General features: G+C 58.4%; 18 protein-coding genes. 8 read left to right on the top strand and 10 right to left on the bottom strand.

Translation table 11 applies throughout. The features are described 5' to 3' along the window. Positions 1-95: 95 nt before the first annotated feature. From VSX42_RS02145 to clpB, 3 genes are all read right to left on the bottom strand, one after another. Positions 96-689: a DUF4956 domain-containing protein gene (locus tag VSX42_RS02145; RefSeq protein ID WP_326502758.1), complete on the bottom strand. Its 594-nt coding sequence runs from the start codon at positions 687-689 to the stop codon at positions 96-98. Between the two features lie 161 nt (positions 690-850). Next, positions 851-1,783, bottom strand: coding sequence for a Sir2 family NAD-dependent protein deacetylase (locus tag VSX42_RS02140; protein WP_326502997.1), 933 nt, complete (start codon positions 1,781-1,783; stop codon positions 851-853). A gap of 159 nt (positions 1,784-1,942) precedes the next feature. Continuing rightward, positions 1,943-4,531, bottom strand: coding sequence for an ATP-dependent chaperone ClpB (gene clpB, locus VSX42_RS02135; protein ID WP_326502757.1), 2,589 nt, complete (start codon positions 4,529-4,531; stop codon positions 1,943-1,945). Positions 4,532-4,903: 372 nt separating this feature from the next. Between clpB and VSX42_RS02130 the strand changes: the two genes are divergently transcribed. Further along, on the top strand, positions 4,904-5,620 hold the full coding sequence (locus VSX42_RS02130; RefSeq protein ID WP_326502756.1) for a glutamine amidotransferase: 717 nt from the start codon (positions 4,904-4,906) through the stop codon (positions 5,618-5,620). An 18-nt stretch (positions 5,621-5,638) separates the two neighbouring features. On the opposite strand, the gene VSX42_RS02125 is transcribed toward VSX42_RS02130, so the two are convergent. Then, on the bottom strand, positions 5,639-6,232 hold the full coding sequence (locus VSX42_RS02125) for a hypothetical protein (protein ID WP_326502755.1): 594 nt from the start codon (positions 6,230-6,232) through the stop codon (positions 5,639-5,641). Positions 6,233-6,283: 51 nt separating this feature from the next. Here VSX42_RS02125 and VSX42_RS02120 point away from each other — a divergent pair, with 51 nt between their 5' ends. Then, positions 6,284-6,934, top strand: a complete 651-nt coding sequence (locus VSX42_RS02120; protein ID WP_326502754.1) for an HAD family phosphatase — start codon at positions 6,284-6,286, stop codon at positions 6,932-6,934. 87 nt (positions 6,935-7,021) lie between these two features. On the opposite strand, the gene VSX42_RS02115 is transcribed toward VSX42_RS02120, so the two are convergent. Then, positions 7,022-7,525 carry a DNA starvation/stationary phase protection protein gene (locus VSX42_RS02115; RefSeq protein ID WP_326502753.1) on the bottom strand — a complete coding sequence of 168 codons (504 nt, stop codon included), beginning with the start codon at positions 7,523-7,525 and terminating at the stop codon, positions 7,022-7,024. A gap of 525 nt (positions 7,526-8,050) precedes the next feature. Here VSX42_RS02115 and VSX42_RS02110 point away from each other — a divergent pair. Beyond that, a complete protein-coding gene (locus VSX42_RS02110) occupies positions 8,051-9,187 on the top strand; it encodes a VIT1/CCC1 transporter family protein (RefSeq protein ID WP_326502752.1) in 1,137 nt (378 codons plus the stop codon). Positions 9,188-9,308: 121 nt separating this feature from the next. On the opposite strand, the gene VSX42_RS02105 is transcribed toward VSX42_RS02110, so the two are convergent. Continuing rightward, on the bottom strand, positions 9,309-12,074 hold the full coding sequence (locus tag VSX42_RS02105) for a choice-of-anchor M domain-containing protein (protein WP_326502751.1): 2,766 nt from the start codon (positions 12,072-12,074) through the stop codon (positions 9,309-9,311). Positions 12,075-12,256: 182 nt separating this feature from the next. On the opposite strand from VSX42_RS02105, the gene VSX42_RS02100 reads away from it, so the two are divergent. From VSX42_RS02100 to VSX42_RS02080, 5 genes are all read left to right on the top strand, one after another. Continuing rightward, positions 12,257-13,399, top strand: coding sequence for a C4-dicarboxylate ABC transporter substrate-binding protein (locus VSX42_RS02100; RefSeq protein ID WP_326502750.1), 1,143 nt, complete (start codon positions 12,257-12,259; stop codon positions 13,397-13,399). Positions 13,400-13,462: 63 nt separating this feature from the next. Further along, a complete protein-coding gene (locus VSX42_RS02095) occupies positions 13,463-14,347 on the top strand; it encodes a hypothetical protein (RefSeq protein ID WP_326502749.1) in 885 nt (294 codons plus the stop codon). A 128-nt stretch (positions 14,348-14,475) separates the two neighbouring features. Continuing rightward, positions 14,476-15,864, top strand: a complete 1,389-nt coding sequence (locus tag VSX42_RS02090; protein ID WP_326502748.1) for a 6-pyruvoyl tetrahydrobiopterin synthase — start codon at positions 14,476-14,478, stop codon at positions 15,862-15,864. Between the two features lie 25 nt (positions 15,865-15,889). Further along, complete coding sequence (locus VSX42_RS02085; protein ID WP_326502747.1) at positions 15,890-16,459, top strand: hypothetical protein; 570 nt, start codon at positions 15,890-15,892, stop codon at positions 16,457-16,459. A gap of 8 nt (positions 16,460-16,467) precedes the next feature. Continuing rightward, positions 16,468-16,833, top strand: a complete 366-nt coding sequence (locus tag VSX42_RS02080; RefSeq protein WP_326502746.1) for a hypothetical protein — start codon at positions 16,468-16,470, stop codon at positions 16,831-16,833. A 148-nt stretch (positions 16,834-16,981) separates the two neighbouring features. Here VSX42_RS02080 and VSX42_RS02075 read toward each other — a convergent pair whose 3' ends face one another. The 4 genes from VSX42_RS02075 to VSX42_RS02060 all read right to left on the bottom strand — a co-directional run bounded on the left by VSX42_RS02075 (position 16,982) and on the right by VSX42_RS02060 (position 21,091). Beyond that, entirely contained in the window at positions 16,982-17,842 is an 861-nt protein-coding gene (locus VSX42_RS02075) for a hypothetical protein (RefSeq protein WP_326502745.1), read from the bottom strand. Between the two features lie 310 nt (positions 17,843-18,152). Next, complete coding sequence (sucD, locus tag VSX42_RS02070) at positions 18,153-19,070, bottom strand: succinate--CoA ligase subunit alpha (protein ID WP_326502744.1); 918 nt, start codon at positions 19,068-19,070, stop codon at positions 18,153-18,155. A 33-nt stretch (positions 19,071-19,103) separates the two neighbouring features. After that, positions 19,104-20,270 carry an ADP-forming succinate--CoA ligase subunit beta gene (gene sucC, locus VSX42_RS02065; RefSeq protein ID WP_326502743.1) on the bottom strand — a complete coding sequence of 389 codons (1,167 nt, stop codon included), beginning with the start codon at positions 20,268-20,270 and terminating at the stop codon, positions 19,104-19,106. A gap of 209 nt (positions 20,271-20,479) precedes the next feature. Next, a complete protein-coding gene (locus tag VSX42_RS02060) occupies positions 20,480-21,091 on the bottom strand; it encodes a sarcosine oxidase subunit gamma family protein (RefSeq protein ID WP_326502742.1) in 612 nt (203 codons plus the stop codon). Positions 21,092-21,123 lie beyond the last annotated feature (32 nt).

Genomic DNA, 21,123 nt, shown 5'->3' with positions numbered 1-21,123 from the left:
ACTTGTCAATGGGTAAAAAATAAGGACGCCCGCCCCCCTGCTTACCTGCCCCTGGCAAGTACAGCGGGTGCGGGCGTCCTACTCGCCACTCTCTACTAACGCACGCTGGTGAGGGAGCCGGTGGTGGGCAGAGTCTTCTTAGAGTCCCCCACGGTGTAGCGAATATTGGCGATGGTCTTGTCGTTAATCAGGTCAAGCTCGGCGATGGTAGCGTTCTCAATGCTGTAGCCCAGCTGGGTTGAGAGGTAGACCTTGAGTTCTTCTTCGTCGCTAATAGCACGGTCGACGATGATGGTCTGACTGCGCAGGGTGGTCATGAGCTTGGAGTGGTCAACCACGAACATGATGGCCAGCAGTAGGGCGGAGAGGCCGATAGCCAGCCCGATGGGTTCGAGGCCGATACCCATGAGTAGGCCCAGGGCGAGCGCTGCGAAGTAGTAGGCGACTTCGCGTTGGTCGAGCTCGGTGGAGCGCAGGCGGATGATGGACAGTACGCCGAAGAGGCCCATGCCCATGCCCGCGCTGGTGGCGTCGGCGGTAGCCAGAGCGACGGTGACGGCGAAGACACCCACGTTGATGATGATGTATGAGACGACGAGGTCGCGGCGGCGGTGGCGGGCCACGTACATGCCGCACAGAATCAGGATGGCGACGAGGTCAAGGGCAGCTGCTGTGATAATGGTGTTCACGGGAGTTCTCCGAGGGGTGTATCTGGTCTTGTTTTGCTTGATAACCAGTGTTCTCCCAGAGTCTGTGTTTAGCCTGTGTTGTACTTAGCCTTCACTTATGAGTACCTACAGGCAGCCCCTTCAGTGCCTTTGACCTGGTGATACTCACAGAAGAAAAAGTTTTAGATGCCTTCATGCGGGGCAGTAACGGCGTAGAGGGCGTCGGTCACGTCGGCGCGCCAGAGGTAGGTGGCACGTGCGTCCGCCCGGCCCGGGCCCTGGTTGATGACGGCGATGGGCTTGCCCGCGCGGGCGAAGTCGAGGGCGATTTTGTAGGAGCTCATCACGGCCAGAGATGAGCCGAGCACCAGCAGGGAGCGTGCCTGCTCCCCCAGTTCTTTCACGGCCTGCTTGCGGGCAGGAGGCACAGGCTCACCGAAGTAGACCACGGCGGGTTTGAGCTTGGTGGATCCACAGGCCAGGCAGCCGACCATCTGAAAATCCTGGATAAAACGGGCGTCGATCTCTGCGTCACCGTCGGGGTTAACCTGCAGCGTGGTGCTGGCAAGGCGTTCGAGGTAGCCGGGGTTAGCGGCTTCGATGCGGGCATCCAGGGAGGTGCGCCTCTCGTCCGTCCCGCAGTCTAAGCACTCGATGCAGGAGAGGTCCCCGTGCAAGGGGAGAACGTTACGGGACCCCGCGGCGGTATGCAGGCCGTCCACGTTTTGGGTAATCAGCCCGGCAAGGTGCCCCTGGGCTTCGAGGTCTGCGAGCAGGTAGTGGGCGGTGTTGGGGCGGGCCCGGTTCATCGTCCGCCAGCCTACAAAGGAACGGGCCCAGTAGCGCTGCCGCGCCACCTCGTCGAAACGGAATTCCTGGTAGGTCATGGGCCGGTGGTTGCGCAATGACCCGGCGGGGCCACGGTAGTCAGGGATCCCTGAGCCTGTGGAGATTCCTGCCCCGGTGAGCACCAGAACCTGCCCTTGGTGAAGAAGCTGCCGGACGCCGTCCGCCGCTACCTGCGGGTCGGTGGGTTGGGCCGTTTCTGCCACCACCCGGTCGATGGAGCGCAGGGCTGCCGCGTGGGTGGCGGCAATATCGGCGTGCGCGGTGATGGACGCGGACGCCCCGGCAAATCGGGTATCGATCGTGTTGGGTGCAGGCTGGGTCTGGTTCACTCTTCCAGTTTAAAAGACAAAGCCCCTATCGTTTCTCTCTTGACCCCGAGATAATCCGTAGGGTCAAGAGAGAAACAATAGGGTCATTCCCCGTTTTTACTCGGCAGTAACGACCAGCCCGTCCACGGCGACGTCGGGGTTGACGTCCACGCGCACGGTGTCACCGTCCTTGATGGCGCCGGCCAGGATTCCCTTAGCCAGGCGGTCGCCGATTTCGCGCTGCACGAGGCGGCGGAGCGGACGGGCGCCGTAGGCCGGGTCGTAGCCGGCAAGGCCCAGCCACTCGGTGGCGGCGTCGGTGACATCCAAGGTCAGGCGGCGGTCTTCCAGGCGGCGGGCCATCGAGGCGATCTGCAGGCCTACGATGGATGCTAGGTCATCAGCTGATAGAGGCTCGAACATGATGACCTCGTCCAGGCGGTTGAGGAATTCCGGCTTGAAGCTGGCGTTCACGGTGTTCATGACGGCGCTCTTGCGGGCTTCATCATCGAGGTTCTGGTCAATCAGGAACTGGGAGCCCAGGTTGGAGGTCAAAATCAGGATGACGTTGCGGAAGTCCACGGTGCGCCCCTGGCCGTCGGTCAGACGCCCATCGTCGAGTACCTGGAGCAGGATGTCGAAGACCTCGGGGTGGGCTTTTTCGACCTCGTCGAGGAGCACGACCGAGTAGGGGCGGCGGCGTACAGCTTCGGTGAGCTGGCCGCCCTCTTCGTAGCCGACGTACCCGGGAGGAGCACCGACCAGACGGGCAACGGCGTGCTTTTCGGCGTATTCGCTCATGTCGATACGTACCAGGGCGCGCTCGTCGTCGAACTGGAACTCGGCCAGGGCCTTGGCCAGCTCGGTTTTACCGACACCGGTGGGGCCGAGGAAGAGGAAGGAGCCGATAGGACGGTCGGGGTCGGCGATGCCTGCACGTGAGCGGCGGACTGCGTCGGCAACGGCAGTGACTGCCTGGCGCTGGCCGATGAGTCGCTTGCCCAGTTCGTCTTCCATGTGCAGGAGCTTCTCCGATTCGCCCTGGAGCATGCGTCCGGCAGGAATGCCGGTCCAGGAGGAAATCACCTCGGCGATGTCGTCGGCGGTTACTTCTTCAGAGACCATGGACTCTTCGGACGCGGTGTTCTCGGCCTGCTGGGCTGCGGCCAATTCGGCTTCGAGGGCGGGGATTTCGCCGTAGAGTACGCGGGAGGCTTCAGCCAGGTTGCCTTCGCGCTGGGCCACTTCTGCCTTGGAACGCAGCTCGTCGATCTGGGTTTTGAGGTCGCCCACGCGGTTAAGACCTGCCTTTTCAGCTTCCCAGCGGGCATTGAGGGCGTCCAGCTCTTCCTTCTTGTCGGCCATATCTGCCCGCAGGGCTTCAAGGCGCTCAACGGAGGCGGGGTCGGTCTCGTTGGCTAGGGCCAGTTCTTCCATGGTCAGGCGATCAACGGCGCGGCGCAGGGCGTCGATTTCCTCGGGGGCCGAATCGATTTCCATACGCAGGCGGGAGGCTGCCTCATCGATCAGGTCGATGGCCTTATCGGGCAGCTGACGCGAGGGGATGTAGCGGTTCGACAGGTTGGCGGCAGCCACCAGGGCGGAGTCTGCAATGGCAACCTTGTGGTGGGCCTCGTAACGTTCCTTGAGGCCGCGCAGAATACCGATGGTGTCATCGACGCTGGGTTCACCCACGTAGACCTGCTGGAAGCGGCGTTCGAGGGCGGCGTCCTTTTCAATGTTCTCGCGGTACTCATCGAGAGTGGTGGCACCGATCAAGCGCAGCTCGCCGCGGGCCAGCATGGGCTTGAGCATGTTGCCGGCGTCCATGGACCCTTCGGAGGCACCTGCCCCAACGACCGTGTGAATCTCGTCGATGAAGGTGACGATTTGCCCCTCGGACTTCTTGATGTCTTCCAGCACAGCCTTGAGGCGCTCTTCGAACTCGCCGCGGTACTTGGCACCGGCGACCATGGCCCCCAAGTCGAGGGATATCAGGGTCTTGCCGCGCAGAGATTCGGGCACGTCACCGGAGACCATGCGCTGGGCCAGGCCCTCAACGACGGCGGTTTTACCGACGCCCGGTTCGCCGATGAGCACTGGGTTGTTCTTGGTGCGGCGGGAGAGCACCTGGATCACGCGGCGGATTTCGCTGTCTCGCCCGATGACGGGGTCGAGCTTACCTTCGCGGGCAACGGCAGTCAGGTCGGTGCCGTACTGTTCTAGGGCGCCGAAGGTTCCTTCGGGGTCGGGTGTGGTCACGGTGCGGTCTCCTCTCACGGTCGGAATGGTGTCTTCAATGGTCTTTTCGGTGGCTCCGGCCTGCTGCAGGGCGCGGGCGATTGCGTCATCACCGGCGGTGAGCGCCAGCAGCAGGATTTCGGTGGAGATATAGGTATCGCCGAACTGGGCGGCTTTAGCTTGGGCGGTTTGAATGGCGGTGAGGACGGCGCAGCTCGGCTGGGCTTGGGCGGCTGAGGCGCCCTGCACCTTGGGGAGTTTAGAAATCTCGGTGGAGGCTGCCAGCGAGATGGCCTCAACGTCGAGACCTGCGGTTTTAAGAACGGCCACGGCCACTCCCTCGCGCTGGTCCATGAGGGCCTTGAGCAGGTGGGAGGTGTCAAGGGTGGGGTTGCCCGCGGTTTGGGCGTTCATATTGGCTGCCGAGAGCGCTTCTTGGCTCTTGGTCGTAAATTGTGCGTTCATTGTTCTCCTTTACCTTTTGCGTAGGTAGTTCGCTCATACTTGAGTGTACTCCACTCAGCTTTAACTTGAGTCTACTACACTCAACTTACTTGCACTAGATATTTACAAGAAATTTTTCACGCCCAGCATTAACCAGCCATTGACCTGCCTAATATTTCTAAACTAGATTTAAACAGGAAGTCTGCTTCATGTTGCTAGCAACCAGCCTATGGAGGACTCCCATGTTCTTCTTCTCATCCGCCGTCTTCTCATAGCGGCCTTACCGGTTGCTCTTCTCTTGGCAGGCGGGCAGAGTCTTGCGTCCAGCGGTTATAAGGTAGGCCCCTCCCTCAGGTAAGCTATCTGTCAATCGCTTCACATACAGGGAGAACCATGACCCGCACCGTCTACGCCGTCCGCCACGTTGCCTTTGAAGACCTTGGTATCTTTGAAGATTTACTCATTGAGCGCGGCTTTAACGTCGAATATCGTGACGCCGGTATTGATGCGCTCAACACCCCCGAGGTGCGCGAGGCAGATTTACTGATTATTCTGGGTGCCCCCATCAGCGTGAACGATACACAGGACTACCCCTTCCTCTTTGAAGAAGTAGAACTCATCAAGGCGCGCATTACCGCGCAGAAACCCGTGCTGGGTATCTGTCTGGGAGCCCAGCAGATTGCCTTAGCCGCAGGTGCCAAGGTTGACCCCACCGGCGCCATCGAGCTGGGTTATTCCCCGGTGGAACTAACCGAAGCCGGGAAAGAATCTGTTCTCGCGCCGCTGGGCAACACCCCCGTCCTGCACTGGCACGGCGATGCCTTTACTCTGCCAGAGGGTTCCCCCAGCCTAGCTCGCACCCAGATATGCGAGAACCAGGCCTTTACCCTAGAGGACGCCGCGGGGCACCCCTACGCGCTGGCGCTCCAGTTCCATCTTGAGGTCAACCCCCGCCACATCGAGCAGTGGCTCATCGCCTATGCCGACTACATTAGGGCTTCTGAGCAGGATGTGGCGGTCATTCGCCGCGAAGCCTCCCTTTACGCCGAAAAACTCACTGCCGCCGCCACCGAGGTGCTCACCGGCTGGCTGAAGAAGCTAGGGCTCTAAGGGGTCTGTGGTGCTTTTCTAGTCGAGAAAATCGTACATGGACTCTTCTCGTTCGAGGCGTTCGCGGGTTGCTTCGTCCAGCCCACGCGTGAGAGCCCGCGCTTTTCGGTAGTCACTCATGGCCAGCAGTAGTGTGGCGATGGCGAAGGAGAAGGTGAGAATACCGCTGGTATTTCCAAAGGCAGCGGACAGCCCGATGACGTCGGGGCCCAGCAGAGCAGCGGCAGCTGAAATATTTTGCCCCTCAAGTCGGTCAGGAGCCACCATGCCAAAGAATCCGGCGAGCACCCAGGTAGATGCCGCAACCAACGCGGTGATGGGCGGCAGACCAGCCCGCCGACCGGCTTCTTGGAGTGACATTTCTTTGAAGGAAAACAGGGCAGCTACCAGCAGAATGATCAGCAGGGCTGGCCCAAACGATATCGCATAGATGGGCACCAGCTCCCCTGCTGCCCCAAAGAGGGCACGCCCGGCGGTAATCCAGGCGGCCGACACAAAAGCCAAGGGCACCAGCAGGTAGGCGAGCACCCGGCACGCAGAGCTGGGCGGACGTCGCAGGCGCGGGTGGGCGGGCAAGTGGTCTGAGGTAGTGAGGGAGCGCTCTTGGTTCACCCACCCATCTTAACCGGGCGCCAGCCTGCAAAGGCGGGTAGGGTGGTGTATATGAGCAGACTTGAAGCTATTTTCTTTGACCATGACGGAACCCTCGTAGATACCGAACCTCTCTGGGCTGAGGCAAAAACTGCCCTAGCTGCCGAGTTTGGTGCTAACTGGACCGAACAAGATACGCTCATGGCCCTGGGTAAACCCGCCGCGGTGACCTTTGCCCGTATGCAGGAGCTGGGTGCAGATGCTCCCGCCGATGAGCTCTACGATCGTCTCAAGGCAAAGATGTCGGTGCTGCTGAAGGACGCCCGGGTCGAGTTGCTACCCGGCATTGAGGCGCTCTTGGCGCAGGTAGCCGAAGCGGGCGTCCCCGCAGGAATTGTCACCAACGCGACTACCGAAGTTGCCGCCAACACCGCCAAGCTGGCGCCGGAGGGGCTTTTTAAAACCCTGGTAACCGATGAGCAGGTCACTCACGCTAAGCCCGACCCCGAGCCTTATCTGCTTGCAGCCCGTAATTTAGGGGTAGATCCCGCTAACTGTGTTGCCGTAGAGGATTCTGCTTCTGGCGCTCAGAGCGCTATGGCCGCAGGCATGAAAGTGGTCGTCGTGCCCGGCATGACCGAGGTACCCGAGCACCTGGGCCATGCCCGTTATGCCCACACGGAACTCACCCTCGAAAAGATTCAGGCGCTGGTCGAAGGCTAAGAAGTACATTGCCGCACAGAAAAAGGCGGGTCCATCGTGCGATAGACCCGCCTTTAGCGCGTGGTTCAAGCGTTGAAGCTCTGAGACTTACTTGAGGTTGCCCTGACCGTCTTCAAGGTGGCCACGCAGGAACCACTGGAACAGTTCCAGTTCAGCGGTCTGGCCGATGAGCAGATCCTCGGTGATGGGGTCGATGTCTCCCACCTTGGCGATAGCTGCGCGGTGGTCTTCAACTACAACGTTGTAAACCTCATTTAGGGCACGGATGTGAGTCAGAGCGTCCGCACGGTCCACGTCGTATTCAGCCCAGGTGCGCTTCTCGACCAGGGCGCCGGAGAGGCCATTGGGAGCCACGCCCATGGTGGCCATACGCTCTGCAATGGCGTCAACGAAGCCGCGTACCAGGTCGACCTGGGGGTCAAGCATTTCGTGAACGGCGATAAAGTTGGGGCCGACGACGTTCCAGTGGGCGTGCTTAAGCACCAGGTGCAGGTCGTTCAGGGCGTGCAGGCGAAGCTGCAGTACATCAGCTACGTGGTGGCCTGATTCTTCAGTGAGACCGGGAACGGTGAATGATGCGTACTTGCTCATGAGTGAGACTTCCTTTCGAGGGGGATAACCGGTATTTTTCAAAGCTCCGGCTGGCTTGCTGTACTTCTAGCCTACGCACTCGCAGCAGCCCTTTCAAGCATTATTATGATTAATTCATAATAAGCAAAACCTCGTTTGACTTGCTGGAACACCTTATAGCCACCTTATGCAAGCCTTACCTGAGCATGGCTGACCTGCCAGAACACAGGCATCCCGCCACAGCCATCGCAATAGCAAAAACCCGCCTTCGCTAATTCCAGAGCCCAAAAAAAATTTTGCCTCGGCGATACACTGTCGCTAAAGTAGTGTGCAGCGAAGGGGAGTAGCTCCCAGCGGCGCAGGCACATGCCCACCACAGCGCTAAAGCGGTTTATCGACACACTGGTAGCCCACACAGATAGGCACCCGGTAAACCACCGTTTCTTCTTCAGAGGCGGCGAGCGAGACTTTCGGCTAAAAACGTACGTTCTTAGCCGAAGTGCATCCAGCCCACCCACCTTCGGCTCCTGACCAAAGGTAAACACCATGCCAGCAGCCACCTCGCATTCCCCCGCCTCACCCGGCCACCAGCGTCCTGAGCCCAGTCGCGCCCAGATTCGCCGCTGGCGCCGCTACCTGGCTGAAGAAATCTCAGAAGCTCGCATCTATGCCGCCCTGGCAGAGCGTGCCGAAGGAAAAGAAGCAGAAATCCTCCGCGAGGTTGCCCAGGCTGAGGAGCGCCACCAAAATCACTGGCGGGAACTATTAGGCGAGCACGCCCATCCTGAGCCCAAGCCATCTATCTCCGCCAGGTTCCTGCAGCTTCTTGCTAAGAACTTTGGGTCGGTTTTTGTGCTCGCCCTAGCCCAGCGCGCTGAGGGGCGCTCCCCCTACGCGGAAGACCCCGATGCCACCGAAGCTATGGCCGCCGACGAGGCGATTCACGAAGAGATTATTCGAGCGCTCTCCACCTCTGGCCGCGAGAAGCTCTCGGGCAACTTCCGCGCCGCTGTCTTCGGCGCAAACGATGGTTTGGTATCGAACGCTGCTCTCATTATGGGTGTGGGCGCCTCTGGCGTGAGCAGCTCCATGGTGCTTCTTTCAGGCGTTGCCGGCCTACTGGCTGGCGCCCTCTCTATGGCAGCAGGTGAGTTCGTTTCGGTACGCTCCCAGCGTGAACTCCTAGACGCCTCCCGCCCCACCCAGATTACTCTCGATGTTGCTCACCAGCTCGACATTAACCAGAATGAGCTGGAACTAATCTATAAGGCCCGCGGCATGAGCGAGGAGGCCGCCCGCCACCGTGCCATGGAACGTTTCGGCTACTTCACCTGCGACTGTGACCCCTCGCTCTCCTTCCGCGATGATATTGAAGGGGAGGACCCCGAGGACGCCCACGGTGCGCTCGGCAGCGACGTGGGGGCTGCAGCCTCAAGCTTCTGTTTCTTTGCGTCCGGCGCCCTTATCCCGATTCTGCCCTATATTTTCGGTTTGTCGGGCGGGGCGGCCATGCTGATTTCTATGCTGCTGGTGGGCTTTGCCCTGATGGTCACCGGCGGCGTGGTGGGCCTACTTTCAGGCGCTTCACCCCTCAAGCGGGGGCTGCGTCAGCTAGCTATTGGTTACGGGGCCGCCCTGACCACCTACCTTTTAGGCCTGCTTTTCAACACCACAGTGTTATAAGGCTCCGCTTTCACAAGCCAGCCCCAGCAGGCCCGGTGCTTGTGCCCCTAACTATCCCCATTTACGCATGCACCCCGGCTTTTGGCCGAGGTACATGCGTTGAAGATAGGGTAGGTGACAGCTAGCGCTGACGACGGCGCAGGGCCAGGACGCCTGTTCCCACGGCCAGGGCACCAGCGGCAACGATCCCCATCACCGGGGCACCGGTTGAGGCCAAGCTTCCTTTACCCCCTGTGGCCTGCTGATTCTGACCGCCAGTGGCTGGTGGGCTCGCGTCTCCACTAGGGGCGGGAACAGACTCATCGGCGCCAACCGTCGACTGCCCTGTGGGCATGATACTGGCCTGCCCAGTAGGCTGGAAGCTAGGTTCAGCGCTGGGCTGGGAAGATGGCTGGCCGGTAGGCTCAGGGGCAGAGGTAGGTTCAGCGCTGGGCTGGGAAGATGACTGGCCGGTAGGCTCAGGGGCAGAGGTGGGTTCAGAAGCAGGAGTGGCTTGGGCGGCAGTGAGGCAGTTCTGGATTGCCTTCTCCCCTACCGCATAGACCATGCGCTGAGTCTGGCTCTTAGCCTGAGTACCGTCGGGCAAGGGGGCGCTGTAATACACATCGAAGGTGTAGGTGCCGGGCTGACTAAAGACCCAGTTGGCGTGTACGTGGGTAGCGAAGTCTACGTCAATGGCAGTGTCACCGGTGAAGCTGTCAGCAAGCATATTGACTTTGCCGGCGAAGTCCTGCTCGTAGACCCCGTAGTTTCCCCCCTCGGGTTGTTCATGAGGTAGTAGGTGCAGGGTCACGGGCCCTGCCAGCTGGGAGTAGTCAATGTCTTGGGTGTTCCAGCCGGGCCAGAGCAGACCGGTCTGTTGGGTCTGGGGTAGGCCGTAGAAGAAGCTCCCCTCTTCACCCAGGAAATCTAGGGCTGGGTCCATAAGCTGGGCAGTGCGGGGGAACTTAGCGCTTTCGCGGACTGCCAGCACAACGTCTTCTAGGGAACGCTCAATGGTGCGGCGGTCGATGGCGCCGCTGTCGTCTTTGAGGGCTAGGCTGAGGGCACCGCCCGCTAGGTTAGCTTTGATGTCGATATGTCCCTCAGAAATCAGGTAGCGATTCTCTAGCCCTGGCGCCAGGCACTGCTGGGCTGATGGGTTACTGGAAGCCGGGCTAGTAGAGCCTATAGGGGTGGGGCTTGGGCTGTTTGTGGGTTGGGCTGTTGATGTGGGCTGGGCAGGTGTGGGACTGGGGCTAGCGGTGGGGTCAGCAGGGGGTGAGGCTGGCAGGCTGGGGGTACTGCTGAGATCAAGCTCTAGACTGCCCTTACCCTGGTAGCTTTGCCCGAGTTGGTAGTTGTCGGTAAGGTGGTGGGTTTGGCTGCGGGCATTCATATCGGGGTGGGGTACTACCGTGAAGATAGCGTGGGAGTTATTGAGCCAGCTGTCTCCAGTGAGATAGCAGGTGGCAAGGCCGTTATCGATGTGGGCGTTACAGCCTGACCAGGGGTTTTTATCACCAGCTTCACCATACATACCACCGTTGATGAAGCCGCGGAACTTGGGGTCAGCAAAGCGTATATCGACCCTGTTGTAGTCCTCGATACCTGAGGGAGTCATACTGATGGTGTAGTCGCCACTGCTAGGGGTGTAATGGCCGGTGGGCAGGGTGGTGTTAGCAGGATCGTTCTCTTCTTGCGGCCAGCTACCTTCACCCTGGCTTGAGGTAAGGCTGGCAGTGGAACCGGGGGTGTAGGCGAGGACGGGGCTAATCCAGCGGGCGTCCTGCTTACCTTCGGGAACAAAAACTGCCTGAATCTTCGAGTCCAGCGAGCCGAGCATTTCTGACCAGGTGGCGGCACCTTCAGTGACGGCGAGGTCAGTGAGGAAGTAGCCATTAATGTAGAGACTTAGGGTGCCCCTGAGGTCGCCATTGAGGGCGGTGAAGGTGATGTCGGTGAGTTTATCATCGCCATCTTGGGTCTGATTCTTTTTGGGTTCCAAGGTCAGGCTGTAGCCTGCTGTGGCTAAATCTGCGGCGGGGGCCTGGTCGTAGGCCTGGCGGACGCTGGTGCTGGTGGCGGTACCGTCACCTTCCAGGGGTTTTTGGCCTCCTACCTGCCAGACAGCTGTGGTGGGTTTGGATTCAATGGTTTTACCGTCGTGGGAGCGGGCTACAGTGCGGTAGGTAATTTCGTAGCGGCCGGGGCGGGAGAAGGTGGTGTAGTTGTGAGTGTGGGCGCCGGGGGTGAGCTGCACGGATTGGAAGTCGGGGTCAGCGGAGCTGAGCATGCGTTCCATATCTCGGGGGTAGCGGCCTTCGCGGTAGGAGAAAAATTCGACGGTCCCGGGGCCATTGACGTCGAGCAGGTCAAGAGTAAAGGTGCTGTCGCGGAACTGCTCAGCGGGGATGTTGATGTCTGCTCCGTATCCCGTCCAGGTGGGGTTGTGGTTGCCGGTAGGCAGGGCGGGAGCCATATAGAGGTGCTGGCCGGGTTCACCTAGGAAGCTGGCGGTAGGTGAGTCTGGGACGGTGAAGATGTACTGATTGAGCGCTACGGGGCCGCTCCAGCGGCTGGGAACTGACCAGCCCTTGCCGACCCAAAGTACGGACTGGTCAAAGGGGATGAGCGCATCTTTTTGTCCACCTCTGGCCATCTTAGCGTAGAGGCTGAAGCTGTTATTTTCCCAGACGGTTTGGGGGGCATCGATATGGGCTTGGGTTGCTACGATTTTTCCGTCGTCGGGGCCTGCACTAGCGGGCATGTTTGAGACCAGCAAGGTGGCAAGGGCCAGGCCGGTGAGGGTAAGAGTTTTGGATAGGGTAGCTTTGCCCTTGCGGACGCTGATGGCGACGGCGCCGGTGGCCTCGGTAGCTGGTGAGCGGAAGGAAATCTTGCTCATAGGTTTATCTTTCTAAGATGGGTGGGCAGAACCTGGAGTATTTGAGAATGATTTTCATTAAAGATAACTCGCAGATAGTCTTCCGTGCAAGATTCCAGTTCCCCTGGTGGAGCAAAAATTTCACTGGTAAAATTATTTCTCTCTGCCCCCTTTACACATACTCAAAAGGCATACCTCCCCCAATGAAAAAGAAACTTCTTTCTCTCACAGCCAAGACTGCTTTGGCCTCCCTTGCTCTCATAGCCCTGCCCTGGACCAGCGCAGCGCACGCTAACCTCATCGATACTGACGGTGACAAGCTTCCCGATACCTGGGAAATCAACGGCTACGACGCCAATGGCGATGGTGAAATCGACATTGATTTCCCTGCCATGGGTGCCAACCCCTACCGCAAGGATCTCTTCGTTGAGATGGACTGGATGCCCCGTGCTGACGGTGGCGTTGAGTTAGCACCCGTTGAAGATCTAGATCGCATCGTTGATGTCTTTGCCAAGTACCCCATTCGCAACCCTGATGGCAGTACCGGCATTAGTCTCCACCTCGATGCGGGTGATGCCCGTGGCGAGAAGTACAATCTAGGCGGTGGCAATCAGGTAGAGTACAACCGCCTCGATAACCATCTCAATGATTTGGCCACTATTAAAAACCAGCCTGGAAATTTTGACCCTGCCCGCACCGGCATTTTTTACTACATGATTTGGGCAGACCTCTACAGCAACAGCCGCTCGTCAGGGGTTGCTTGGTCACCAGGTATGGACTTCCTCGTAACTGTTGGTCAGACCTACTATGGCAAGGCCTCCAGTAATATCCGAGTGGGTACCTTCATCCACGAATTTGGGCACAATCTAGCGCTGGGCCACGGAGGTAACGATAACATCAATTACAAGCCCAACTATCTGAGCGTCATGAACTACTCCTACCAGTTCAATGGTGTTCCCAGAGTAAGCGGGGGTAACTATTTTGGCTTCTCCAACCGCCAGGGTCTCACTCTAGATGAAAACGCTATCAGTGAGAGCCGCGGCCTAGGCCCGGCTGCAGCAGGTTATACCTACACCAACAGCCGCTTCAGCCTCAGCCGCGCAGCTGCCCACAAGAACCTGGATTTCAACAAGAACGGTGTGATTGATGCTGACCCTATCAAGGTAGACATCAACAATGATGGTCAGTACACTCAACTCACCGCGCCTAACGACCTCCTACTGATGAGGTTCCAGTCACGCAAGTTTGCCGGGGGTGCTTCGCTCGATGAGCACGATCATGAACCTCATATTCACTTCAACGAGCTCACCTCAGATGACGCTAGGGCCCAAAACCTCATCCCCTAGATGACTCCTAGCACGGGGGCTAACACCCCTCATACCTGTCACTACTAAGAAACAAATACACATATGACCTCTTCAGAGAATCGACAAATAAGCCGCCGTTCAACTCTTAAAGCAGCTAGCTGGAGCGCACCCGTCCTGGCCGCTAGCACCGCTGTGCCTGTCTATGCTGCCTCAGCAACCAACTCCAGCACTGAGCTATCAGCCAACTACGGCATCTTCGCCCAGATGATCAACCGGAACCTTGAGAATCCTTACGCCACCTATGCAGGTGTCCACTCCTACGACGGTGCCGTCAGCGATTCCAGCGGGGATGCCCAGTACATCGGCGGTGAGGTTGTAGGTGACAGCGGGCTAGCTGCCAACGGTGAGGGTAGCTTCACCCCCGGTGGCACCATCGCTGATAACCTTTACGGTGGCATGGGCTTCTGGTTCTCAGCCCCCTATGATGCAGCTACTGGTGAGCAGGTTCCCGGCACCACTTTGCTAGCGAGCGGTTCCAGCTTTGATGTAACCTACCGTTTTACCTTCAATGACGAGGCTGCTCTGGATAGCCCCTTACTCTGGCGTACCGGCGCAGACGGCCCTTATCTGAGCATTGACAACCAGTCCACCAGCCGCCTCAAGCAGATTAATGGCGCTCCCTTCCACGCCCGTATGTTTGAACCCGTAGTCGAGGGGCTTACTTGGACAGGCCAGGTCGTTATTGTTCTGACAGAAGACCTGCTGGTGAGCAATGAGGATGCCCAGCGTAACCTGGGTCAGATTCTGGCCAGCCACCATTCGGTTTACTACGATATGTCGGAATTCCTCACTGAGGGCGAGGTAACGATCGCAGCCGCCGATGGTGCCCAACTGGTGCTGACTGCGGCAGGCTACGACTCCAAGGTCATCAGCCTAGCTGGTCAGCGGGTTGCGGCCTCACTGCCCTTTAGCTCCACAAGCAACTAAACTACAGACCTAAATTTCAGGGAGGGGGCAAGGCTAAGCAGATATGGCATAGCATCTTGCCCCCCCCTTATTTATGCCCATAATGAGAGCTTTCTTGCTCTACATATGCCCTACAGAAGAAAGAGAATATGTCTCAAATTCCCTACAATGCCGAACTTAACCCCTTTGTGGGCTTACCCGGTGTTACTACAATGCACGGTGATGCGCAGGCCTCCGATTGTACTCCCCTGCCCGGCCCCGGTATCGGTCCCTGGAAGGTGACCAAGACTCCCTTGGGTGGAGCCTGCCCCACCATCTTGGTAGGTTCTGACCATTTTGTGCAGGTACTCTGTACCCAGGTTTTTTCAGAGAAACTTGAGATGCTGGTACCCAAAATTGTTCTGCTTGACCCCCAGGGCAAGGAGCTGGCTAAGCTAGACCTTCCCAAGGGAGCCCTTTTGGGAGGTGTCTACGCTTATCTTGATGAACAAGATCGTATGGTCCTGGTTGATGGCACCAACACTCTCATTCGTCTAGCGCACTCGGCCGATGGTCGTAGTATTTGGGTTGATTCACGTATTGATCTTTCTGGCATGCTGTCTATGGTTGCCGGGGATCAGGTGGTTGGCCTAGTACCTGACTGGCAGGGCCGAGTCTGGGTTGCTTCCAAGAACGGTGCTGTAGGTGTTATCGACCAGACCCAGGGCACCATCCAAGCTTGCCTTTTGCGTTCTTTCACTGGTGGGAGCATTGAGCGTATTGATAATTCTATTTCTGCCTGCCCCAGTGGGGTAAGTATCGTTACTTCACACGGCATATACATGCTTACTGCCGATGAGCGTACCGGCCAGCCCACTATCGTCTGGAGCAACCCCTACGATCGAGGCACTGCCCGCAAGCCGGGCAAGCTAGCTTGGGGTTCTGGCGCTTCGCCTACCTTTTTTGGCCCTAACGGATCAGATTATGTGATGCTGACCGACAACGCCGATGCCCAGGAGAATGTCATCATCTACCGTACCGCAGATGGTACTGAGGTAGGCCGGGCGCCTCTCTTTGCGCGAGGAGCTTCGGGCACAGAAAACTCTATGATCGGTATCGGTAATACTGTGGTGGGCGCTAATACTTTTGGTTACCCCTACCCCAAGTACCCCGAAGGGGCTGGTCGCTCAGTTCCCGCAAGTGCCCTCTTTGCTCCCGGCATGGAGCGCTGGGATGTAACAGAGAAGGGTTTGGTGCAGGTTTGGTCCCGCCCAGATGTTTACTCTTCGGCAGTGCCGCGTTACTCCTCAGCTGACGGCATCATTTATACCTGTGAGCGCCGGCGGGGCCCGGCCGGTTTGGCTGATGGTGCTTATGCTCATGCTGTGGCTCTTGATATGGCGACCGGTCGTACCCTCTACGAGCAGCGTCTACCTGACCATGTGAGCATTCTTTTGGGTGGCGGTGACACCTTGCAGATGGTGGGCACTATTGATGCCTTTGGCACCTGGTGGCAGGGCACTATTAGCGGCGTTTACCGAATTTCATCACGCGGTTAGTCGTAAGGGAAAGGTCTAGATTATTATGGTGAACATTTCACGACGCCAGTCTGTTCAGCTGGCTCTGGCAACAGGGCTGGGGGCTACAGTTCTTGGCACTCACCTACCTGCCCGGGCTCAGAACCTGCCGGGGTCTGGTCAAGTTTCAGTAGCATTTGAAGGTAAGGGCGCCAGTATTTTTGTCGGTCAGTATTCTGGTGCTGCTACCCTGTCTAATTTGCCGGAACGTTTAGTAGTCCGTAATGACTCCGATGTCACTTTGCGGGCCGGTACCCAGATTCTGGTGACTTCACGCGGCCTGGACTCTGCCGGTTTGCTGACCGGGACCCGTCAGACCCTACAACTGACCAGGGTAACTGGCGCTCAGGCGCGCACGGTAAGGGTTCAGCAGCGGTCTGACGCTTCGGTGCTGATTCTCTCTCGCCCTTTGGCTACTGGCCAATCTCTAGTGCTGGGTGCAAGTTTTAGCCTGGCAGCAGGTGTAGCAGCACAGCAGTTAGGCTCAGTGCAGTTACTGGCTAAGGTTCAGTTGCGCCCCGGTGTTGGTCTTTATCGTGAGGCTCAGTCACCAGAGCATCTTGTAGTGAGCAAGTAAGAGGAGTTATGGGAGCGACATTTCGCCCTTCTGAGGCTTGGTTGAGTAACTGGCCTTGGCAGCAGTCTACTATTGTGAGGTTGCAGGCTGAGTACGCTGGGGGCTGGAAGGCTGATCAGGCAGCCCAGGATTTTATGGCATCGTTGAGCTACCAGTCTGAGGACGGGGTGGCCTGTGAAGGTGGCTATTGTGTGAGAAAGCTGGAGTCTGATCAGCCCGATATGATTTCTTTGGAGTTCTACTCCGCAGGTGAGGACGGTTTCTCGTCGGTGCTCTTCGGGGTGGAGGACTTTGAGGCTTTTGCCGCTGGAAGATCTGAGGTTACTGGCTTAATCTGGCACGAGCTGGAGCCCCAGAGGTCAACGATTAAGTAGAGCTCTTAGACGGCAGAAAGGGTGGGGCCGGTTCCACTAGTCAAGGGAACCAGCCCTACCCTTTCTCGGTGTCTGATACTTTCTACGGCAGAGGTTAGGCCCTCTATCGTGGGGGCACTAGAGGTGATTGAGATTCGGTAGAGCCACCTTAGTTGCTGCTGATGTTCCCCGAGGTGTCTCCAGCAGGGGGACAGGCTGTGGAGATGGGACCGTAGGCAATACCCTGCCAGCCGACATAGTCGGTGAGGTTGTCGGTGTAGGTGACGGAGAAGGAGGTGATGGGGGTGGACGAGGTGTAGGTGGCAACCAGGTCGGTGCTGGCACCTGCCAGTGATGAGGCGACCATTTCGGTTAGGTAGAACTCAGTGCCACCGGTGTTATTAAGTTTGGCAGCGTTGTCCCCGGTCATGGTTACGGGTACAGAGAACTGTAGTACGTCCCGGTAGGCCTGGTAGGAGCGCCTGTCTCGTTCACCGATGACGTAGGTAAGGTCGTAGATGGGCATGGAGAAGGCGTAGACCGGCTGTTCAAAGGTAAAGGTAACGGTCTGGGATGAGGGGGTGTTGGCGGGGTAGCGCAGCTGGGTAAGGACCAGGCCTCGTTTGAGTTCGGTACCTACCTGGCCCAGTCCGTTGACAGCGTAAGAGACAGCTCGTTTGGCTTTGTTGGCATCAATTTGCCCGGCTCCTACACCGCCTGTTTCACCTGTCCAGGCGCCGGTGGTGAAGGTGCCGTTACGTACGGTGGTCTGGTTGGAGGGCTGAGTGACTGCGCTGCCGCTGACGATGTTGATGGTGTAGGCGTTTACTTCTGTGCCGCCGGAGATGATGGGGATGCGCTTGCCCTGGGCTGAGCCTGAAACAGCGGTGCCGCTGTAGGTGGCTGAGCCGGTAAGGGACTGGTCGCAAAGGCTAGCTGCGTAGGCGGGGATAGCGGTAGTGGCAAAGACGGTAGGGGCAGCCCAGGCAGCGCCCTTAGCCAGGGAGCGGCGTGTAATGTGTTCAGTCATATTAAATAAAACCTCTGTTTATGAGTGATTAAAGCAAACTAGTGAGAAGTTCTAACCGTGCTCCCCTCTTATGCAGAACGGCTAACGCTCCTTGACACTATGCTGTTAACCCTACCAGTCACCCCGGAGTACAGAAACCCTCTTACAAATAAGTAAAGTCACTCTTGTGTGCCAAGAAGAGGGCAGAGGGTAAGGGGCCGCCCAAGCTCTCTACTTCTTCCAGAAAAATCAATACCGGCAAAGACAGCAAGATGCCGCTGCCTGGCACTAGCACAAGCAACGGCATCCATATGCCCCTAAGGAATTAGGGCTACTTGTTAGCGAAAATTTCCCGCATCAGCTGGGCAGCCTCAGAAGGGGTCTTCCCTACCTTCACGCCAGCTGCCTCAAGGGCTTCCTTCTTAGCCTGCGCGGTGCCTGAGGAACCCGACACAATCGCACCCGCGTGGCCCATGGTCTTACCCTCGGGGGCAGTAAAACCTGCAACGTAACCAACAACGGGCTTGGTGACGTTAGCCTTGATGAACTCAGCAGCACGCTCCTCAGCGTCACCACCGATCTCACCGATCATAACGATTGCCTCGGTCTCGGGGTCAGCCTCGAAGGCCTCCAGAGCATCGATGTGGGTAGTGCCGATGATGGGGTCACCGCCGATGCCGATAGCGGTGGTGAAGCCGATGTCGCGCAGCTCGAACATCATCTGGTAGGTCAGGGTACCTGACTTAGAGACCAGGCCAATCTTGCCCTTACCGGTGATATTGGCGGGGGTAATACCGACCAGGGACTCACCGGGAGTGATGATGCCGGGGCAGTTAGGGCCGATGATGCGGGTAATCTGCTTGCCATCAGCACCAACCTTGCTCTTGGCGTAGGCCCAGAACTCAGCGGTATCACCTACGGGCACGCCCTCGGTGATAACGACGACCAGGGGAACCTCAGCGTCGATAGCTTCAATCACGGCGTCTTTGGTGAAGGCCGGGGGAACGAAGACGATAGAGACGTCTGCGCCGGTCTCCTTGACGGCTTCAGCAACGGAGCCGTAGACGTTCAGCTCAACGTCGTTACCGGAGGCGTCCCTGTGGGAGACAGTGGTGCCAGCCTTGCGGGCGTTCACGCCGCCCACGATCTGGGTGCCAGCTGCGAGCATGCGGGCGGTGTGCTTGGTACCTTCACCGCCGGTGATGCCCTGAACGATGACCTTGGAGTCCTTGTTCAAAAAGATAGACATTGTAAAAACCTTCTAGTAATAATCAGCGGTGATTTATGCGGTGTGGGCCAGCTCGGCTGCCTTGTCGGCGCCGGAGTCCATGGTGTCTGCCAGGTGGACCAGCGGGTGGTTAGCCTCAGAAAGAATGCGACGGCCCTCTTCAACGTTATTGCCGTCCAGGCGCACAACGAGGGGCTTGGTCGCCTTATCGCCCAGAATCTCCAGGGCCTTGACGATGCCGTTAGCTACAGCGTCGCAGGAGGTGATTCCACCGAAGACATTAACGAAAACAGACTTGACCTGCTCGTCGTTGAGGATGATGTCGAGGCCAGCTGCCATCACCTCAGCAGACGCACCGCCACCAATATCGAGGAAGTTAGCGGGCTTGACGTTGCCGTGGTTTTCGCCTGCGTAGGCAACCACGTCGAGGGTAGACATGACCAGGCCTGCACCGTTACCGATGATGCCGACTTCACCGTCGAGCTTGACGTAATTGAGGTCGTTTTCCTTGGCCTTAGCTTCGAGGGGGTTCTCGGCTGACTTATCGACCAGGGCCTCATGCTCGGGCTGACGGAACTCAGCATTGTCGTCGAGGGAGACCTTGCCGTCCAGAGCCAGAATCTTGCCGTCGCCGGTCTTGACCAGCGGGTTGACCTCAACCAGGGTTGCGTCTTCCTTCTTATAGACCTCGCCCAGCTTGACCAGCACGGCGGCGACGTCCTCGCGTACGTCCTCAGCGAAGCCAGCGGCCTCAACGATCTCGGCGGCCTTTTCGGCGGTGATACCGTCCATGGGGTTGACCTCAACCTTGGCCAGGGCCTCGGGGCGCTCGGCAGCCAGTGTCTCAATATCCATGCCACCTTCAACGGAGCACATGGCCAGGTAGGAGCGGTTAGCGCGGTCAAGCAGCATGGAGAAGTAGTACTCTTCAGCGATGTCTGCGCCCTGGGCAATCATAACGCGGTGGACGGTATGGCCCTTGATATCCATGCCCAGAATCTGCTGGGCGTACTCGTAAGCCTCATCAGCGGTCTTAGCGACTTTCACGCCACCGGCCTTACCACGTCCGCCCACCTTAACCTGGGCCTTGACTACGGTGACGCCACCGATCTTCTCAGCTGCTGCCTTTGCTTCTTCAGGGGTGGTAGCTACGATGCCCTGGAGCACGGGGACACCGTGCTTCTCAAAGAGATCGCGTGCCTGGTATTCAAACAGGTCCACAGGGATTCCTTCTTCGTCGAAGTCATGCCAGAAAGCGGTGCTCCCGGCGTTTACATGTACGAAGTTCGGTGCCCGCCCCATTGCGAGAGCTGGAGCACACAAAGCTTCTCCACAAAGAAACTTTAGCGTACTTGCCTATAGGGGTGCGAACTTATTTCCCTCTGAATGAAACAAACCTGTCAGTTATGACCGACACTCCCCTGCCGGGCCTATTTGACCTTCTCGCAGGCGTCCAGAATATTGACCAGGAAAGGGGCGGTATCGGAGGCGCGGGGCACCATCAGGTACTCCAGCTCATCGATACGCCAGAGCATAATGCGGGCCTCAGCCACGGTGCAGGACAGGGCCTTGCCCGGGTCGAAGAAGTCCGGCGGGAAGTCAAAGTGGACGGCCTCGTCGATGACGTCCGCCGCGGCAACCCCGCTCAGGTTCAGCACGGTGCGGTTGACCGAAACATCAAGGACCAGCCCCTCATCGCGCCCCAGGGCCGCGGTGAGCGCGCGCCCCAGCTTTACGGCGTCCACCCTGGTTACCACCAGATACACGCCTTCTTCAACGTAGAGGCAGGCCACCACCTGGCGGGTGCCGTACAGCAGATGCAGGGCGGTTGCATCGCCCGTTACCTGCCCACGAGTAGTGGGAAGGGCTGCGCCCAGCACCTTCTCAATGCGGCGGGCGGCATCGGTCGAGGGGTCAATTTCAATACGAAAGAGGAAGAGATCAGAAATCTCCTGAAGCTGCACGCGGGTATCGGTCACCTCATCCATTGCCTCCACAAATTCTTCGGCGATAGAGGGAAGGGTAGAGTCGTGATGATCCATGGTCGTCCTTGAGTGAATCGGGCGGAAAAGAG

It is taken from the genome of Rothia nasimurium (assembly GCF_035916755.1).
Lineage (GTDB): Bacteria > Actinomycetota > Actinomycetes > Actinomycetales > Micrococcaceae > Rothia.
Note: the sequence above shows the minus strand (reverse complement) of the source record. Positions and strands in the feature narration are given on the sequence as shown.